Genomic DNA, 17,422 nt, shown 5'->3' on the forward strand with positions numbered 1-17,422 from the left:
CCAACCATGCTGATCAACAAGGGCAAGCACCGTCGTCCCTCCAAGGCCGTCCGCGTCGCCGCGCTCGCCGGTGTCGCCGGTGCCGCCGTCGCCGCCCCGCTGATGGGCGCCACCTCCGCTTCCGCCGCATCCGTCGCCACCTGGGACAAGGTCGCCCAGTGCGAGTCCGGCGGCAACTGGTCGATCAACACCGGTAACGGCTACTACGGTGGCCTGCAGTTCTCCAACTCCAGCTGGGCCGCCGCCGGCGGCACCAAGTACGCGGCGCGCGCCGACCTGGCCACCAAGGCCCAGCAGATCGCCGTCGCCGAGAAGCTCCTCGCCATCCAGGGCCCGGGCGCCTGGTCCTGCGCCGGTGCCGGCGGCCTGACCGCCGGTGGCCCGTCCCCCGACCTGAACACCAGCGCCCCGGTCGCCAAGTCCGCCCCGTCGAAGAGCGACGCGGCCGTCAAGCGCACCCCCGCCGCCCCGAAGCACGAGAGCGCCCCGGCCCCGAAGAAGAACCAGGGTCACGGCAACTACACCGTCAAGGCCGGCGACACCCTCGCCAAGATCGCCAAGGCGCACGGCACCAACTGGAAGGCCGTCTACGCGGCCAACAAGTCCGTCATCGGCGGCAACCCCAACCTGATCTTCCCGGGTCAGAAGCTCCACGTCTGAGCCGTCCCCGCACCGGGACACCCCTGGTGAGACCGGCCCCGTCCGGCGCGCCCCTCCCCCCGGCGCGCCGCGGCGGGGCTTCTCCGTATCCCCTCCGCGGCGCCCCGCCGTCGGCCCGGCACTCGCCGGACTTTTCCCGCTCCGCGAACATTGCGGCAAACCTACCGTGACCTGGTCTTTTGGGTGGCTTGTTGGGTTATTCCGTCCCACGGAGCGGGCCAAGGGCAGGCGGACGCTCCCCGGGCCGTTAGGCTCGTGCTGCAGAACTCCAGACACCCATGAAGGAGACAACGTGCCGTCCATCGACGTCGTCGTAGCCCGCGAAATTCTCGACTCGCGAGGTAATCCCACGGTCGAGGTCGAGGTCGGCCTCGACGACGGCAGCACCGGCCGTGCCGCCGTGCCGTCCGGCGCCTCGACCGGCGCCTTCGAGGCCATCGAGCTCCGCGACGGCGACCCCAACCGCTACCTCGGCAAGGGCGTGGAGAAGGCCGTCCTGGCCGTCATCGAGCAGATCGGCCCGGAGCTCGTCGGCTACGACGCCACCGAGCAGCGGCTGATCGACCAGGCCATGTTCGACCTGGACGCCACCGACAACAAGGGCTCGCTCGGCGCCAACGCCATCCTCGGCGTCTCCCTCGCCGTCGCGCACGCCGCCTCCGAGGCCAGCGACCTCCCGCTGTTCCGCTACCTGGGCGGCCCCAACGCGCACGTCCTGCCCGTGCCGATGATGAACATCCTGAACGGCGGCTCGCACGCCGACTCCAACGTGGACATCCAGGAGTTCATGATCGCCCCGATCGGCGCGGAGTCCTTCTCCGAGGCCCTGCGCTGGGGCGCCGAGGTCTACCACACCCTCAAGAAGGTCCTGAAGGAGCGCGGTCTGTCGACCGGCCTGGGTGACGAGGGCGGCTTCGCCCCCAACCTCGGCTCCAACCGCGAGGCCCTCGACCTGATCCTGGAGGCCATCAAGCAGGCCGGCTACGCCCCCGGCCAGGACATCGCGCTCGCCCTGGACGTCGCCGCCTCCGAGTTCTACAAGGACGGCTCGTACCAGTTCGAGGGCCAGTCCCGCTCGGCCGCCCAGATGACCGAGTACTACGAGGAGCTCGTCGCCGCGTACCCGCTGGTCTCCATCGAGGACCCGCTGTTCGAGGACGACTGGGCCGGCTGGAAGGTCATCACCGACAAGCTCGGCGCCAAGGTCCAGCTGGTCGGCGACGACCTGTTCGTCACCAACCCCGAGCGCCTGGCCCGCGGCATCGAGGAGGGCTCCGCCAACGCCCTCCTGGTCAAGGTCAACCAGATCGGTTCGCTGACCGAGACCCTGGACGCCGTCGAGCTGGCCCAGCGCAACGGCTTCAAGTGCATGATGTCGCACCGCTCCGGCGAGACCGAGGACGTCACCATCGCCGACCTGGCCGTCGCCACCAACTGCGGCCAGATCAAGACCGGCGCCCCGGCCCGCTCCGAGCGCGTCGCCAAGTACAACCAGCTGCTGCGCATCGAGGAGATCCTCGACGACGCCGCGGTGTACGCCGGCCGCAGCGCGTTCCCCCGCTTCAAGGGCTGACGCCCCGGAGCTCGGCGTCCCGCGGTTCCGCGGGGGCGTGCCGACCCGCGGCCCGAAAGGGCTGATCGGGCGAGCCGACCGCCCAGCACCCCGTACGTCCCCGGCGACGGTCCCGTACCGTTGCCGGGGACGTACCTGCTTGACGCAGACCGGCGTCCGTCAGTGAAGGGGAGACGACGTGCCCGCGGACCGGTTCTCGACCGCGACCCGACTCAAGGCGCTCGGCGAGCAGGCCGCCGCCCGCGTCTACCGCGCCCGGCCGGCCCGCCGCAACCGCCTCACCGGCCGCGCCGCCCTGCTGGCGCTGGTGATGTGCTCGCTGGTGGTGGCGCTCGCCTACCCGATAAGGCAGTACGTCTCCCAGCGCTCCGACATCGCCGACCAGCGCCGCAAGGCCCGGGACGCGGGTGCCCAGCTGGACCGGCTGCGCGAGCAGAAGGCCCGTTGGCAGGACCCGGAGTACGTCCGCCAGCAGGCCCGCCGCCACCTGCACTACGTCATGCCGGGCGAGACCGGCTACATCGTCCAGGACGGCTCCGGCACCGCCGCCGCCCCCAAGGGGACGCGGGCGGCCGAGCGCCCCTGGTACGACAACCTGTGGCAGGCGGTCGACGCGGCCGACAAGCGGTAGTGCCCGCGCCGGCCGTGCCGCCGGTGCGCCCGGCCCGTACCGCCGGCCCGCGCGGCCCCGTACTGTCGACAGGGGCGGCACGTACCGCCGTTCCGCCCCACCGCCGTTTCACCCACCACCTCACCGAAAGCGCACATGGAAACCCCTCCGCCCCAGACCGAGCCCACCGAGCCCACCGCCGCGGACATCGCCGCCTTCAAGGAGCAGCTCGGCCGCCCGCCGCGCGGCCTGCGCGCCATCGCGCACCGCTGCCCGTGCGGCCAGCCGGACGTCGTCGAGACGGCGCCGCGCCTGGAGGACGGCACGCCCTTCCCCACGCTCTACTACCTCACCTGCCCGCGCGCGGCCTCCGCGATCGGCACGCTGGAGGCCAACGGCGTGATGAAGGAGATGTCCGAGCGGCTGGCGACCGACCCGGAGCTCGCCGCCGCCTACCGCGCGGCCCACGAGGACTACATCCGGCGGCGGGACGCCATCGAGGTGCTGGAGGGCTTCCCGAGCGCGGGCGGCATGCCCGACCGGGTCAAGTGCCTGCACGTCCTCGTCGGCCACTCGCTGGCGGCCGGGCCGGGCGTCAACCCGCTCGGTGACGAGGCGATCGCCATGCTGCCGGAGTGGTGGCGGAAGGGCCCGTGCGTGAGCCCGTGCGGCGAGAACGCCGGCGAGAACGACAGCAGGACCGGCAGCGAGACCGGCAGCGGGACCGACGAGGGAGAGTCCGAGTGAAGCGCGTCGCCGCCGTCGACTGCGGTACGAACTCCATCCGCTTGCTGATCGCGGACGTCGACCCGCGGACCGGCGAGCTGACGGAGCTCGACCGCCGGATGCAGATCGTCCGGCTGGGCCAGGACGTGGACCGCACCGGCCGGCTGGCGCCGGAGGCGCTGGAGCGCACCTTCGCGGCCTGCCGGGAGTACGCCGAGGTCATCAAGGGCCTGGGCGCCGAACAGGTCCGTTTCGTGGCCACCTCGGCCTCCCGGGACGCGGAGAACCGCGCGGACTTCGTGCGCGGCGTGGTGGACATCCTGGGCGTGGAGCCCGAGGTGATCACCGGCGACCAGGAGGCGGAGTTCTCGTTCCACGGTGCCACCAAGGAGCTCACCGGCCGCGCCGATCTCGCGCGGCCGTTCCTGGTGGTGGACATCGGCGGCGGCTCCACCGAGTTCGTCCTCGGCGACGGCTCCGTCCGTGCCGCACGCTCCGTCGACGTCGGCTGCGTCCGGATGACCGAGCGCCACCTGGTCCACGACGGCGGGATCAGTGACCCGCCGACGCCCGCCCGGATCGCCGCCATGAAGGCCGACATCGCCAAGGCCCTGGACCACGCGGAGGAGATCGTTCCGCTGGCCGAGGCCGCCACCCTGGTGGGCCTGGCCGGCTCGGTGACCACCGTCGCCGCGATCGCCCTGGGCCTCACCGACTACGACTCCGCGGCCATCCACCACTCCCGCATCCCGCTGGCGAAGGTCCGCGAGATCACCGACCGCCTGCTCACCGCCACCCACGTCGAACGCGCGGCCATCCCGGTCATGCACCCGGGCCGGGTCGACGTGATCGGCGCGGGCGCCCTCGTCCTCCTCTCGATCATGGAACGCACCGGCGCCGAGGAGGTCGTGGTGAGCGAACACGACATCCTGGACGGCATCGCCTGGAGCATCGCGGACTGAGGCCGGGACGCGGCGCTACGGGGCCCCGCGAACGGTGTGACGGCCGGCCGGCAGAGGTGCGGCAACCGCCTCTGCCGGGGGGCTTTTTGAGTCGGCGTGGTGGCGGCCGGGCGGGATTCCGGGGGCTTCAGCGGGCTCCGCGGGCACCCCGGGAAAGAAAGTTCGTGAAATCCTTCACATGAAAAACCCTCCCGTCGGGCGAACAATCTGACCGTACGACGCTCATTCGAAGGCTCCAGGGCTCTTCGACCCGGAGAATGCGCGGGTTCCGACGGTTCGGCGACGGCCTCCCCGAGGGCCTGGTTCGTCCCCCGGACGGCCCACAAGGCCTGATCAACGGGGGTCTCCAACGCCTGACGTACTACGGTGGTTCCGGCCCGCGCTATGGCGTCCGTCACGAAGCCGGCGGAGTGTAGCAGATACCCCTCCGACCCTTGTGAAGGGGCTCACGAGCGACCCCCCATGTGGGGGTGGATACTCGATTGCATGAGCACCACGGAGCGTCCCAGGATCCTCGTAGTAGGCGGTGGGTACGTAGGCCTGTACGCAGCTCGGCGCATCCTCAAGAAGATGCGCTACGGCGAGGCGACCGTCACGGTCGTCGACCCGCGGTCGTACATGACCTATCAGCCCTTCCTCCCCGAAGCCGCCGCCGGCAGCATCTCCCCCCGGCACGTCGTCGTCCCGCTGCGACGCGTGCTGCCGAAGGCGGAGGTCCTCACCGGCCGGGTCACCACCATCGATCAGGACCGCAAGGTCGCCACGATCGCCCCGCTGGTCGGCGAGGCGTACGAGCTGCCCTTCGACTACCTGGTCGTCGCCATGGGCGCGGTCTCCCGCACCTTCCCGATCCCCGGCCTCGCCGAGAACGGCATCGGCATGAAGGGCATCGAGGAGGCCATCGGCCTGCGCAACCACGTCCTGGAGCAGCTGGACAAGGCCGACTCCACGACCGACGAGGACGTCCGCCGCAAGGCGCTCACCTTCGTCTTCGTCGGCGGTGGCTTCGCCGGCGCGGAGACCGTCGGTGAGGTCGAGGACATGGCCCGCGACGCCGCGAAGTACTACAACAACGTGAAGCGCGAGGACATGCGCTTCCTGCTGGTCGACGTCGCCGACAAGATCCTCCCCGAGGTCGGCCCGAAGCTCGGCTCGTACGGCAAGGACCACCTGGAGTCGCGCGGCGTCGAGGTCTACCTCAAGACCGGCATGGACTCCTGCGTCGACGGCCACGTCAAGCTCAACAACGGCCTCGAGGTCGACTCCAACACCATCGTGTGGACCGCGGGCGTCAAGCCCAACCCGGCGCTGGCCCGCTTCGGCCTGCCGCTCGGCCCGCGCGGTCACGTCGACACCGCCCCGACCCTCCAGGTGCAGGGCACCGACTACATCTGGGCCGCCGGCGACAACGCCCAGGTCCCCGACCTGGTCGGCCGCAAGAACGGCAACGAGAACGCCTGGTGCCCGCCGAACGCGCAGCACGCGCTGCGGCAGGCCAAGATCCTCGGCGACAACGTGGTCTCCGGCATGCGGGGCTTCCCGCAGAAGGAGTACAGCCACGCCAACAAGGGTGCGGTCGCCGGTCTCGGCCTGCACAAGGGCGTCGCGATGATCGTCATGGGCAAGATGAAGATCAAGCTCAAGGGCCGTCTCGCCTGGTACATGCACCGCGCGTACCACGGCATGGCGATGCCGACGTTCAACCGCAAGATCCGGGTCTTCGCCGACTGGACGCTCGCCATGTTCCTCAAGCGCGAGGTGGTCTCGCTCGGCGCCATGGAGAACCCCCGCGAGGAGTTCTACGAGGCGGCCAAGCCGGCCCCCGCACCGGCCGCGGCCGGCTCCGGCGACAAGCCGAAGGCCAAGGCCAGCTGATTCACCGGTCGGGTACCGGAGTACTCCGACCAGCCCGAAGGGCGTCCGCCATCCGTGGGGCGGGCGCCCTTCGCCATGTCCGCAAACGTGTCCACTCTGGCGAAATGGCTCCCGGGTGCGGTTCGCTTGCACACGAACGGGACTAACGGGACGCCCCGTTGGCGTTTACGTGGTGGGTGAAACTTCTTCGCCCGACTCGTCAACACGGAGGTGTGCGACATGGCCGACGCCGCTGGACGGCTCACCAAGCTCGCCGAGGAGGTGCTGGGAACCCCGCTCCCGGTGCGCATCCGCGCCTGGGACCGCAGCGAGTCGGGCCCGCCGGGGGCACCCACGCTCGTCTTCCGCAACCGCCGCGCGCTGCGCCGGCTGCTGTTCAAACCCGGCGAGCTCGGCCTGGCCCGGGCCTGGGTGGCCGGCGACATCGACGTCGAAGGGGACCTCTACGAGGCGCTCGACCTCCTCGCCGGACTGGTCTGGGAGCGCGGCACCGCCGCCCCCAAGCCGCAGCGGGCCGCCGCCCTGCGCGCCCTGGCCCGCCCGGAGATCCGCAACGCCGCCCGCGAACTGCTGACCCTGGCCGGCGCGCCGGTCCCGCCCGCCCCGCCCGCCGAGGAGGCCCGCCGGCGCCGCGGCCCGCTGCACACCCTGCTGCGCGACAAGGAAGCCATCAGCCACCACTACGACGTCGGCAACGACTTCTACGAGCTGGTGCTCGGCCCGTCCATGGTCTACTCCTGCGCCTACTGGGCGGCACCGGACGCGACGCTGGAGGACGCCCAGCGGGACAAGCTCGACCTGATCTGCCGCAAGCTCGCCCTGAAAGAGGATCAGCGGCTGCTGGACGTCGGCTGCGGCTGGGGCTCGATGGTGCTGCACGCCGCCCGCGAGTACGGCGTACGGGCGGTCGGCATCACCCTCTCCGAGGAGCAGGCCACCTACGCGCGCAAGCGGATCGCCGAGGCCGGGCTCGCCGACCGGGTCGAGATCCGGGTGCAGGACTACCGCGAGATCAAGGACGAGCCGTTCGACGCGATCTCCTCGATCGGGATGGCCGAGCACGTCGGCCGCGCCCGGTACGCGGAGTACGCGGACGCGCTGCACGCCCTGCTGCGGCCCGGCGGGCGGCTGCTCAACCACCAGATCGCCCGGCGGCCGGTGGCCGACGAGGAGGCGTACCACGTCGACGAGTTCATCGACCGGTACGTCTTCCCGGACGGCGAACTGGCGCCGGTCGGCCGGACCGTGGCCCAGCTGGAGGAGGCCGGGTTCGAGGTGCGGGACGTGGAGGCGATCCGCGAGCACTACGCGCTGACGCTGCGTCGGTGGGTCGCCAACCTGGAGCGGCACTGGGGCGCGGCGGTACGGCTCACCTCGCCCGGCCGGGCCCGGGTCTGGCGGCTCTACATGGCCGCCTCGGCGCTGTCCTTCGAGCGCAACCGGATAGGAGTCAACCAGGTGCTGGCCGTACGGACCCCGGAACCGGGCGTCTCCGGGCTGCCGCTGCGGGCCCGGACCTGGGCGGGCTGACCCGCCGGGCCGAAACGCGTGTGTGCCGGGCCCCCGCGCGGGGACCCGGCACACACGCGTTTCCGCGGCTACTCCGCCTTGATCGACGCCAGCATGTTCAGCCGGGCCGCCCGCCGCGCCGGCCAGAGCGCGGCCAGGACACCGACGAGGGCGGCCATCGCGAGGAAGACGCCCATCCGGCCCCAGGGCAGGACCAGTTCGTACGTCGCCAGCGAGCCGGAGATCAGCTCACCGGCGGCCCAGCCGAAGAAGACGCCCAGGCCGATGCCGAGCACCCCGCCGAAGAGCGAGATCACCAGCGACTCCAGCCGCACCATGCGCTTGACGCCGCGCCGGTCCAGGCCGATGGCCCGCAGCATGCCGATCTCCTGGGAGCGTTCGAAGACCGACATCGCCAGGGTGTTGATGACCCCCAGCACCGCGACGATCACGGCCATGGCCAGCAGCCCGTAGAGCATGTTCAGCATCAGGTTGAACATCTTGGCGATGCCGTCGGAGACGTCCTGCTTGTCGGAGACGGAGATCGCCGGGTTCTTGCCGAGCGCCGCGACCAGCGCGTCCTTGGTGGCGTCGGTGGCGCCGTCCGTCGTCTTGACCATCACCTGCATATCGGTGATCTGCTTCTGGTGCGGGGCCAGCGTGGCGTTGTCCAGGAGGATGCCGCGCAGTATCTCGTTGCCCTGATAGACGCCCGAGACGGTCAGCGTGCCCTGCTTGCCGTCCTCATAGGTCACCGGGAAACGGGAACCGGGCTTCCAGCCCTTCTCCTTGGCGGTGGCGTCGTCCACCACCACCTTGTCGCCGCGCAGGTCGCCCAGCGCACCCCGGGTGAAGTCGAGCCGGGTGAGCTTGCCGAAGTCCGGGCCGTTGACGCCGGTCAGATACGTGGTGCCGGCGCCGATCCGGGCGGGGGAGTTGCGCAGCGGGCTGACCGCGGTGACCTCGTCGAGGCCGCTCAGCTTCTTGGCGACGTCGGGGGAGAGCGGGGTGCGGCTGGCCATGGAGACGACGTAGTCGGCCTTCAGCGCGTCGGTGGCCATCTTGTCGATGCCCTTCTGCACGCTGCCCGCGATCACCGTCATCCCGGTGATCAGGGTCAGTCCGACCATCAGCGCGGACGCCGTGGCGGCCGTACGGCGCGGGTTGCGGACCGCGTTCTGCCGGGCGAGGGTGCCGGAGATCCCGAAGGCGCGCAGGACCGGCGCGGCCACCGCGATCAGCGGGCGGGACAGCAGCGGCGTCAGGATGAACACGCCGATCAGCAGCAGCACCGCACCACCGCTCATGACCACCTTGCCGTCGGACATCCCGGTGGCGATCAGCACCCCGGCCGCACCGGCGCCGGCGAACAGCGCACCGATGGTGTTGCGGACCACCAGCGACCTGGTGGTGGCGGTGGCGTGCACGCTGTTCATCGCGGCGACCGGCGGGATCTTCGCGGCCCGGCGGCCGGGCAGCCACGCGGCCAGGACGGTGATGGCGACGCCGACCAGCAGTGAGATCACGAACGTCGACGGCGGGACCACCAGGGGCCCGTCGGGGACGGTGGCGCCGGTGCTGCTCATCAGGGCGCGCAGGGCGGCGCCGATGCCGATACCGGCGGCCAGGCCGGTGACCGCGGCGACCGCGCCGACGACGAGCGCCTCGATCAGCACCGAGCGGGTGACCTGGCGGCGGCTGGCACCGACCGCGCGCAGCAGCGCGAGTTCCTTGGTGCGCTGGGCGACCAGCATGGTGAAGGTGTTGGCGATGATGAAGACGCCGACGAACAGCGCGATACCGGCGAAGACCAGCAGGCCGGTCTTCATGCCGTCCATGCTCTCGGCGATCATCTTCGCCTGGTCGTCGGCGAGTTGACGGCCGGTGGTGGCCTCCGCGCCGTGCTTGGGCAGCACCTTGTCGACCGCGGCCTTCAGGGCCGTCTGCGAGGTGCCGGGCGCGGCGGTGACGTCGATCTCGCTGAACGTGCCGGGGGCGGCGAACAGCTTCTGGGCGGTCGGGGTGTCGAACAGCGCCAGGCTGCCGCCGGCCGCCACGGTGCCGTCGTCGGTGGTGAAGACGCCGGTCAGCTTCTGCTCGCGGACCGGTCCGTCGACGGATATCCGGACGGTGTCGCCTACCTTGTAGCCGGCCTTGTCCGCGGTGTGCGCGTCCAGGGCGAACTCGTGCGGTCCCTTGGGGGCGGTGCCGTCGCGCAGCGGGTAGCGGGCGTCGGTGCCGTCCTTGCCGGGGAAGTAGTTGCCGCCGAGGGTGGAGAAGCCGTCCCCGATCAGCTCGCCCTTCTTGTCGGCGATGGCGGTGAAACCGGAGACGGTGCCGGTGGCGGAGGCCGCGCCGGGCACCCGGGCGGCCGCGTCGAGCAGCTTCCGGTCGAGCCGCGGTGTCCGGCCGGGCGCGCCCCGGTGGTCGTCGGAGCGCGGCCGGACGGCGACGTCGACGCGGTCGAAGCCCTTCTGGGAGCTGGCCTGGTAGGCGTCGGAGATGGTCGAGGTGAAGACCAGGGTGCCGGAGACGAAGGCCACGCCGAGCATCACGGCGAGAACGGTCATCAGCAGCCGGGCCTTGTGCGCGAGCACGTTGCGCAAGGCGGTACGGAACATGGGTGGTCAGTCCTGGAGGAGAGGTCCGGGAGGCCCGGGGTGCGGGTGGCGGCTGCTGCGGATCAACTCGTGCGGCCCTTGGCGTCGGAGCCGGCGGTCCGGGGCGAGCCCCCGGAAAGACGCAGCATCCGTTCGAGGACCAGGTCGGCGGTCGGGTTCGGCATGTCGTCGACGATCCGGCCGTCGGCGAGGAAGACGACCCGGTCCGCGTAGGAGGCGGCGACCGGGTCGTGAGTGACCATCACCACGGTCTGGCCCAGCTCGCGCACGGAGTTGCGCAGGAAGCCCAGTACCTCGGCGCCGGAGCGCGAGTCCAGGTTGCCGGTGGGCTCGTCGGCGAAGATGATCTCGGGCCGGGAGGCCAGCGCGCGGGCGACCGCGACCCGCTGCTGCTGGCCGCCGGAGAGCTGGCTGGGGCGGTGCTTGAGGCGGCCGCCCAGACCGACGGTCTCCACCACGCGGTCCAGCCAGGCGCGGTCCGGCTTCCGGCCCGCGATGTCCATGGGCAGGGTGATGTTCTCCAGTGCGTTCAGGGTCGGCAGCAGGTTGAACGCCTGGAAGACGAAGCCGATCTTGTCGCGCCGGAGTTGGGTGAGCTTCTTGTCCTTGAGGCCGGTCAGTTCGACGTCGCCGATCCGGGCGGAGCCGCCGGAGACCGAGTCCAGGCCGGCCATGCAGTGCATCAGGGTCGACTTGCCGGACCCGGAGGGGCCCATGATCGCGGTGAACTGCGCCTGCCGGAAGTCGACCGAGACGGCGTCCAGGGCGACCACCTGGGTCTCGCCCTGGCCGTAGACCTTGGTGAGGTCCGTGGCGCGGGCGGCCACCGCGGTGGTGCGGCCGGCGGTCGGGACACCGGAGTGGGTGGTGGTCACGGGAACGCGCTCCTGTCGGGACGGGGATGGGCCGTGCGCGGCCGGGAGGCACGCGCCGCGGACGTCATGCGGACGCTTTCCATCGTGGGTCAGGGCAAGGGCCGCGGGCGTCAACCCTTGTGCCCGTCCTTGACCACCCCTGGGCAGTAGCCGCGGTCCGCCCGGTCATCCCCGAGGAGGAGAGGAACCCTGAGGCCGGGAGGGCGTGGTGGCCGATGCGACGGGGGTTCCCCGGCCGGGGTGAGGGGGGCGGCGGACCGGCGTCGAGTTTCCGTCAATTCGGGTACTGATTTGCGCCGCGGCGGGGTGTGGCAAAGGGAGGCGCCAGGCATGTGCCCACGGCCTGTACCCAGCGCTGATGCTCCCTCAGTTGCCAATAAAATAAGACAACCTCGGGATGAGCGGCCGATCTGCGTCGTGCGCTGCGGGCTACGCTCGTGCTGCCCTCTTTGGGGCGGCATGGGGGATCCCAAGCCCGGATGGTGGAATGCAGACACGGCGAGCTTAAACCTCGCTGGCCTACGGGCCGTGCCGGTTCAAGTCCGGCTCCGGGCACTCCGCACGTGACCAAGGCGGGGTTCGAAGTCGGGTGCTTACCTGAATTTTCAACGAGAAGGGCCGCCGGGGCAAACCGGCGGCCCTCGCGCTTTGTTCGGCGGGCTCAGCGCTCCAGGAGAGCGAAGAGGTTCTCCCAGCGGCCGACAATCTCGTCGGTGGAGAACCGCTGGATGTTCTCCCGGGCGGCTTCGCCCATCGCGTCCCGGAGGTCCTTGTCCGACATCAGGGTGTCGAGATGCCGGGCGAATTCGGTGACATTGCCCGGGGGAGCGAGGAAACCGTCCTCGCCGTCCGTGATGATCTCGCGGACGCCCGGCGCCACGTCGAACGCCACACACGGCACGGCCGTCGCCATCGCCTCCATCGGGGCCAGCGGAAAGCCCTCACCCCGCGAGCTGAGCGCGAACACCGCACTCTCCCGCAGCGCCCCGGGGACGTCGGAGGTACGCCCCATCCACTCCACGGACGAGGTCACCCCCAGCTCCGCCGCCAACTTCCGCAGCGCCTCGGCCTCCTCGCCGGAACCGTAGATCCGCAGCGTCCAGTCCGGGTGCGCCGGGGCGACCTGCGCCCATGCCTCCAGCAGCAGGTCGACGCCCTTCTCCTCGTGCAGCCGGCCGATGCTGACCACGCACCTGCGGGAGCGGTCCGACGGGACGTCGGGGAAGAACGGCAGGGGATTGGGCATGAAGCCGACGTTGTCCATCCGCTGGCGGATCCACCGGTCGGCGTCCTCACGGGTGAGCGTCAGCATCCGGTCGACGTCCGCGTAAAACCGCTTGACCCGGCCGAAGCGGGACGACTTGCGGCAGGTCTCGAACGACTCATGGCTCATTCCGACCACGGTCAGCCCCGCGGTGTCGGCCAGCGCCACCCACTCCATCGCCCACACCTGCGTGACGATCACCACCCCGCCCGGCTTCGCCGCCCGGAACAGCGCACTCATCTTCGCCGCCTGCTCCCGCATCCCGGCCTCCCGGGCGGCCCGCCGACGCTGCTCGGCGACGTTCAGCCGGTCCTTCAGACCGCGCACCGGGCGGACCGACGGCGGATGGTCGCGGTACAGCGTGGTCGTCCTGAACGGCACGTCGTCGGCCAGCTCATGGGCGCGCCCCTCGGGTGCCGGCACGATGCCGATGATGTGCACCCGGTGGCCCCGCTCGCTGAACAGACGCGCCATCTGGTGCGACCAACTGGTGATGCCGCCCATCTCGTTGACGCTGTTGGAGACGAAGAAGATGTCCCGCGGCCCGGCTGCGTACGACTTGGTCATCAACGGCTCCACTGCGCAAAGAACTGATCGACAATGCTCCGGGCGGCGTCGCCCCGGTCGTATTCCCCGAACCTGGCGACGAATTCCGCGCGCTGCCGGGCGTATTCCAGGGTCTGCTTCTCGAACGACTTGATCGTCTCGTGGAAATCGTCCTCGGTACGGACCACCGGGCCCGGCGCATGCGCCAGCAGATCGAAGTACGTCCCCCGGCCCTCGTGGACGTATTCGTCGTAGTCGTAGGTGAAGAACACCAACGGCCGGTCCAGCAGCGCGTAGTCGAACATCACCGACGAATAGTCGGTGATCAGCCCGTCCGCCAGCGCCAGCAGCGGCGTCACGTCATGACGTGCCGACACATCGATGACCCGGCCCTGCACCGTCGGGGGCAGCACCACGTGATTGAGGTAGTGCGAGCGCACCAGCAGGACGTAGCGGTCACCGAACTGCTCCGCGAACCGCTCGACGGCGAAGGGCAATTCGAAGCGCCCGTGCCGCCCGCCCGCCTTGCGGAACGTCGGCGCGTACAACAGCACCGTCTTGTCCTCGGAAATGCCCAACTCGGCGGCCAGCGGCCCGCGTTCACGCCGGCCCAGCTCCTCCTCGCGCTGCCGGGCGCGCACCAGCGCGTCATTGCGCGGATACCCGACCCGCAGCAGCGTCTTCTCCTTGAGCCGGAACGCCTTGGCCAGGGTGTGCACATCGTGCTCGGAGCGGACCAGGAAGCGGTCGAAGCGGTCCAGCGAACGCTGCTGCTCCTCCTGCTGCTGCCGGGTCTGCGCCTTGAGGGCGGGCTGGTCGAAACCCATCTTCTTCAGCGCCGAGCCGTGCCAGGTCTGCAGGTACGTGGTCTCCGGGCGCTTGGTGAGCTTGAGCGGGTAACTCTGGTTGTCCACCCAGAACTCGGCCTGCGCCAGCGCCTTGAGGTACGGCAGCGACCAGCGCTTGACCAGCGTGACCCCCTTGGGGAAGTCCTTCGGCGAACCGGAGTACGACCAGATCGCCTCGAACTCCAGCCCCTGCCGGCGCATCTCCTCGTAGATCGCGCGCGGGCTGTCGCTGTACTGCTTGCCCAGATGGCTCTCGAAGACCACCGTGCGCTTCTTGATGGGAAGCCGGCAGAACACCTCGTGGTACGCCCGGAGCTTGTTGTCGCCGGAGGCGACCTTCTTGCGCAGCGCCTTCGCCTTGCGGTAGCCGGTCTTGGCCAGCGTGCCCGGCTTCCCGCGCACCCCACGGGTGATCAGCTCCTGCATCCGCTCGGCGTTCGCGCCCTCGCTGACCAGCCGGAACGCCAGATGCCCCTTGGCCGAGGCGTGCGGCTGCAGCCGGTCGGCGACCATCCGCGTCAGCCGCGGCCGGACCGGCAGCGAACCGGTCAGCTCGGTGTCGGCGACGGTGAGCCGGGTGGTGGTGCGCACCCCGTCCACCTCCAGCCGCAGCCGTACGTCCCAGATGGAGTCGACGATGCCCAGCGGGCGCAGCCCCGCGGTGAGGTCCGTGGTGGCCGCCCAGTGGATCGCGTCACCCTCGTGGCGCAGCTCCCCGACCGGGAAGTGGAAGGACTGCAGGCTGCGCCGCCGGGCGCTGAACTCCAGCTCGCCCTTCAGCCGCGCACCGGGCGGGATGACGCCCAGCGGGTTGGTGATCCGCCCGGCCAGGGAGACGGCCCCGCCCAAGTCCTGGTAACGGGTGAGCTGGTTGCGCAGGAACAGCTGGTTGACCGGCTTCTCGTGGTAGCCGATGTCGGTGACGTCCAGTACGGAGCGGCCGAAGGCGTCGTCGAAGTGGCCCCCGCACCAGTAGATCCGGCCGTCGTGCTCGGCCAGCGGCGAGGAGACCTTGTCGCGGTTGATCAGCGTGTCCACGGCCGGGATCAGGTTGTCCCAGTCACCCCGCTGGAGCAGATACGCACAGATGGCCTGGATGGCCGGCACCCGCTCGTACGCCTCGGGGGCGATGCCGGCGAGGTATTCCCGGGAGAGTTCGGCGAACTCGCGGCGGTAGGACTCGTCCCGGAACGGCAGGTCCCGCAGATGCAGCACCAGGTCGTGCTTGAGGAATTTGACGTCCTTGGCGAGCTTCAGCTCGGTCAGCCCGCGCTCGGCCAGCAATGCGTCGATGCGCCGGTGGATCTCCAGCCGGTGCGCATAGTTCGTCATTTCGTGCCGCCGGTTCGTCACCGATTTCACGGCGGCCCGCTCGTATACGTGCCAGAAATAGACCTGATTGGGGATCAGGGTGATGCGCTGCGCCGCGAGATAGGCGTCGGCGATGAACATCAGGTCCTCGTAGAACATGCCCTTCGGGAATCGCAGGTCATGTTCGATGAGGAAATCGCGGCGATAGCATTTGTTGGTGGAAAGGGTGTCCCAGACGAAGAGGTCCGGCAATTCCGTGACCGACTCCAGGGTCCGGGTCGTGGAATACAGCCAGGAATACCATTCGTCCCGCTTCTGGTTGCGGGTGTCCTTGTGCAGTCGGACGCACAGACCGGAGACGATGTCCGAGCCGGATTCCTCGGCGGCGTCGAGCATGTTCCGGCAGGCATTGACCTCCAGGACGTCGTCGCTGTCCAGGAACATGACGTAACGGCCGCGGGTGTGCCGGATGCCGGCGTTGCGTGGCTCGCCGCCCGCCCCGCTGTTCTCCGGCAGCTGGAAGGCTCTGACCCTCTCCGGATGCGCGGCGGCGAGCTGCTGTGCCACTTCGAAGGAACGGTCGGTGCTGCAGTCATCGACGATCACCACCTCGACATCCCGGAGCGTTTGGTCCAGTACGGACTGGACCGCGGTCGGCAACCGGTCGGCGTCGTTGTAGACGATGACGACTACGGAGACGTCAGGCACAGGGACCTCAACCTCTTTCGCTGCTGTTTGCCGCCAGAATAGCCCCGTCTGTCCCCCCGATTACCACGAATCGCGCCCATGGCACTACGCACAGTGAGCTGACGGGGCGTGAGGAAGGGGCGCTCCGGCATACGGATCATGACCAGGTGTCATCTCCGCCGATCCGCCCAGCGGGCACTTCCGGCCGGAAGGAAAGACGGCCGCTCCGGTGAATCGGTTGCCTGCTCGGATGTGACGTCCGTTGTGCCCGGGTCGAGAGATCGGGCCGGCTCCCGGGCACGTCCGCGGCATCCCGTACGTCCTCCTCTCGGAGGACGTGTCGCGCCGTGTACGGGGAAAGATCCTGCCCAAGAACGAGCGACGTGTCTTTGCCAAGCCATTACGCTTGCCGTCAAGGCCGCGCAGGGCGGCCATGGAGGAGTGAGATGAGGAGCAGCAACCCGGTCTTCTCGCGACGGGGGTTCAGCCGCGACACCGGCTACGCGGGCTTCAACGCGCAGGCCGGGGGCCCCACCGCGAACCCGTACGCAGGCACCAACCCCTACGCACAGGGCGGCAACCCCTACGCGCAGGCCCCCACCGACCCCTACGCCCAGGGCCAGCCCGGCACCCAGGCACCGCCGCAGTACGCGCCGCAGACCCGGCCGATGACGATGGACGACGTCGTCGCGCGCACGGGCCTGACGCTCGGCACGGTCATCGCCGGCGCCACCGTCGGCTGGCTGTTCCTGACCCAGAACCTCGGCTTCGCCGTCGGCGCGGGTCTGGTCGCGATGGTGCTGGGCTTCGTCCAGTCCTTCAAGCGCCGGCCGTCGCCGGCGCTGATCCTCGCGTACGCGGCGCTGGAGGGCGTCTTCCTCGGCGCGCTCAGCGGATTCATCAACGACCTGCCGAAGATGAGCGGCGCCCCCATGCAGGCGGTGCTGGGCACGATGGCGGTGTTCGTCGCCATGCTGGTCGCCTACAAGACGCGGATCGTCCGGGTCACCGCCCGCTTCACCCGCTTCGTACTGATCGCGGCGATGGGCTTCGTCCTGCTGTCGCTGGTCAACGTGCTGTTCATGGTCTTCGGCGGCGGGGACGGCCTCGGCTTCCGCAGCGGCGGCCTGGGCATCCTCTTCGGCATCGTCGGCGTCGTCCTCGGCGCGCTGTTCCTCGCCCTGGACTTCAAGCAGGTCGAGGACGGCATCGCCTACGGCGCGCCGCGGGAGGAGTCCTGGCTGGCGGCGTTCGGCCTGACCCTGACGCTGGTGTGGATCTACATGGAGATGCTGCGGCTGATCTCCATCCTCCGGGGCGACTGACCGCGCCCACGGAGTGCGCAACTCCGTAAC

Annotated in this window: 12 protein-coding genes and 1 tRNA gene; 9 read left to right on the forward strand and 4 right to left on the reverse strand. The window is 70.2% G+C overall.

The features are described from left to right. The first annotated feature begins 6 nt into the window (after positions 1 to 6). The 7 genes from ACFV1J_RS34055 to ACFV1J_RS34085 all read left to right on the forward strand — a co-directional run bounded on the left by ACFV1J_RS34055 (position 7) and on the right by ACFV1J_RS34085 (position 7,936). Positions 7 to 660 (forward strand): transglycosylase family protein, encoded by a 654-nt coding sequence (locus ACFV1J_RS34055; protein ID WP_385864718.1) that lies wholly within the window; start codon positions 7 to 9, stop codon positions 658 to 660. Positions 661 to 952: 292 nt separating this feature from the next. Then, entirely contained in the window at positions 953 to 2,233 is a 1,281-nt protein-coding gene (gene eno / locus ACFV1J_RS34060; protein WP_385864720.1) for a phosphopyruvate hydratase, read from the forward strand. 178 nt (positions 2,234 to 2,411) lie between these two features. Next, positions 2,412 to 2,864, forward strand: coding sequence for a septum formation initiator family protein (locus tag ACFV1J_RS34065; protein ID WP_385864722.1), 453 nt, complete (start codon positions 2,412 to 2,414; stop codon positions 2,862 to 2,864). Positions 2,865 to 2,999: 135 nt separating this feature from the next. Continuing rightward, positions 3,000 to 3,590 carry a DUF501 domain-containing protein gene (locus ACFV1J_RS34070; RefSeq protein WP_385864724.1) on the forward strand — a complete coding sequence of 197 codons (591 nt, stop codon included), beginning with the start codon at positions 3,000 to 3,002 and terminating at the stop codon, positions 3,588 to 3,590. Then, positions 3,587 to 4,531 carry an exopolyphosphatase gene (locus ACFV1J_RS34075; RefSeq protein WP_385864726.1) on the forward strand — a complete coding sequence of 315 codons (945 nt, stop codon included), beginning with the start codon at positions 3,587 to 3,589 and terminating at the stop codon, positions 4,529 to 4,531. Before ACFV1J_RS34070 ends, ACFV1J_RS34075 begins: the two co-directional genes overlap by 4 nt. Positions 4,532 to 5,017: 486 nt before the next feature. Further along, positions 5,018 to 6,406: an NAD(P)/FAD-dependent oxidoreductase gene (locus ACFV1J_RS34080; RefSeq protein WP_385864728.1), complete on the forward strand. Its 1,389-nt coding sequence runs from the start codon at positions 5,018 to 5,020 to the stop codon at positions 6,404 to 6,406. 219 nt (positions 6,407 to 6,625) lie between these two features. Continuing rightward, positions 6,626 to 7,936 carry a class I SAM-dependent methyltransferase gene (locus ACFV1J_RS34085; RefSeq protein ID WP_385864730.1) on the forward strand — a complete coding sequence of 437 codons (1,311 nt, stop codon included), beginning with the start codon at positions 6,626 to 6,628 and terminating at the stop codon, positions 7,934 to 7,936. Positions 7,937 to 8,004: 68 nt separating this feature from the next. Here ACFV1J_RS34085 and ACFV1J_RS34090 read toward each other — a convergent pair whose 3' ends face one another. After that, positions 8,005 to 10,536 (reverse strand): ABC transporter permease, encoded by a 2,532-nt coding sequence (locus ACFV1J_RS34090; protein ID WP_385864732.1) that lies wholly within the window; start codon positions 10,534 to 10,536, stop codon positions 8,005 to 8,007. A 62-nt stretch (positions 10,537 to 10,598) separates the two neighbouring features. Further along, the gene (locus ACFV1J_RS34095; protein WP_385864734.1) at positions 10,599 to 11,411 is read right to left on the reverse strand and encodes an ABC transporter ATP-binding protein; all 813 of its coding nucleotides are present in this window, start codon (positions 11,409 to 11,411) and stop codon (positions 10,599 to 10,601) included. Positions 11,412 to 11,884: 473 nt separating this feature from the next. Between ACFV1J_RS34095 and ACFV1J_RS34100 the strand changes: the two genes are divergently transcribed. Further along, positions 11,885 to 11,966: transfer RNA gene (locus ACFV1J_RS34100), tRNA-Leu, on the forward strand. Positions 11,967 to 12,072: 106 nt separating this feature from the next. Here ACFV1J_RS34100 and ACFV1J_RS34105 read toward each other — a convergent pair. Together ACFV1J_RS34105 and ACFV1J_RS34110 are read right to left on the reverse strand one after the other, a co-directional pair. Beyond that, positions 12,073 to 13,242 (reverse strand): glycosyltransferase family 4 protein, encoded by a 1,170-nt coding sequence (locus tag ACFV1J_RS34105; RefSeq protein ID WP_385864736.1) that lies wholly within the window; start codon positions 13,240 to 13,242, stop codon positions 12,073 to 12,075. After that, a complete protein-coding gene (locus tag ACFV1J_RS34110; RefSeq protein WP_385864738.1) occupies positions 13,242 to 16,088 on the reverse strand; it encodes a CDP-glycerol glycerophosphotransferase family protein in 2,847 nt (948 codons plus the stop codon). Before ACFV1J_RS34110 ends, ACFV1J_RS34105 begins: the two co-directional genes overlap by 1 nt. Positions 16,089 to 16,513: 425 nt before the next feature. Here ACFV1J_RS34110 and ACFV1J_RS34115 point away from each other — a divergent pair, with 425 nt between their 5' ends. After that, positions 16,514 to 17,392: a Bax inhibitor-1/YccA family protein gene (locus ACFV1J_RS34115; RefSeq protein WP_385864740.1), complete on the forward strand. Its 879-nt coding sequence runs from the start codon at positions 16,514 to 16,516 to the stop codon at positions 17,390 to 17,392. Positions 17,393 to 17,422 lie beyond the last annotated feature (30 nt).

This window comes from Streptomyces sp. NPDC059649 (assembly GCF_042734445.1).
GTDB lineage: Bacteria > Actinomycetota > Actinomycetes > Streptomycetales > Streptomycetaceae > Streptomyces.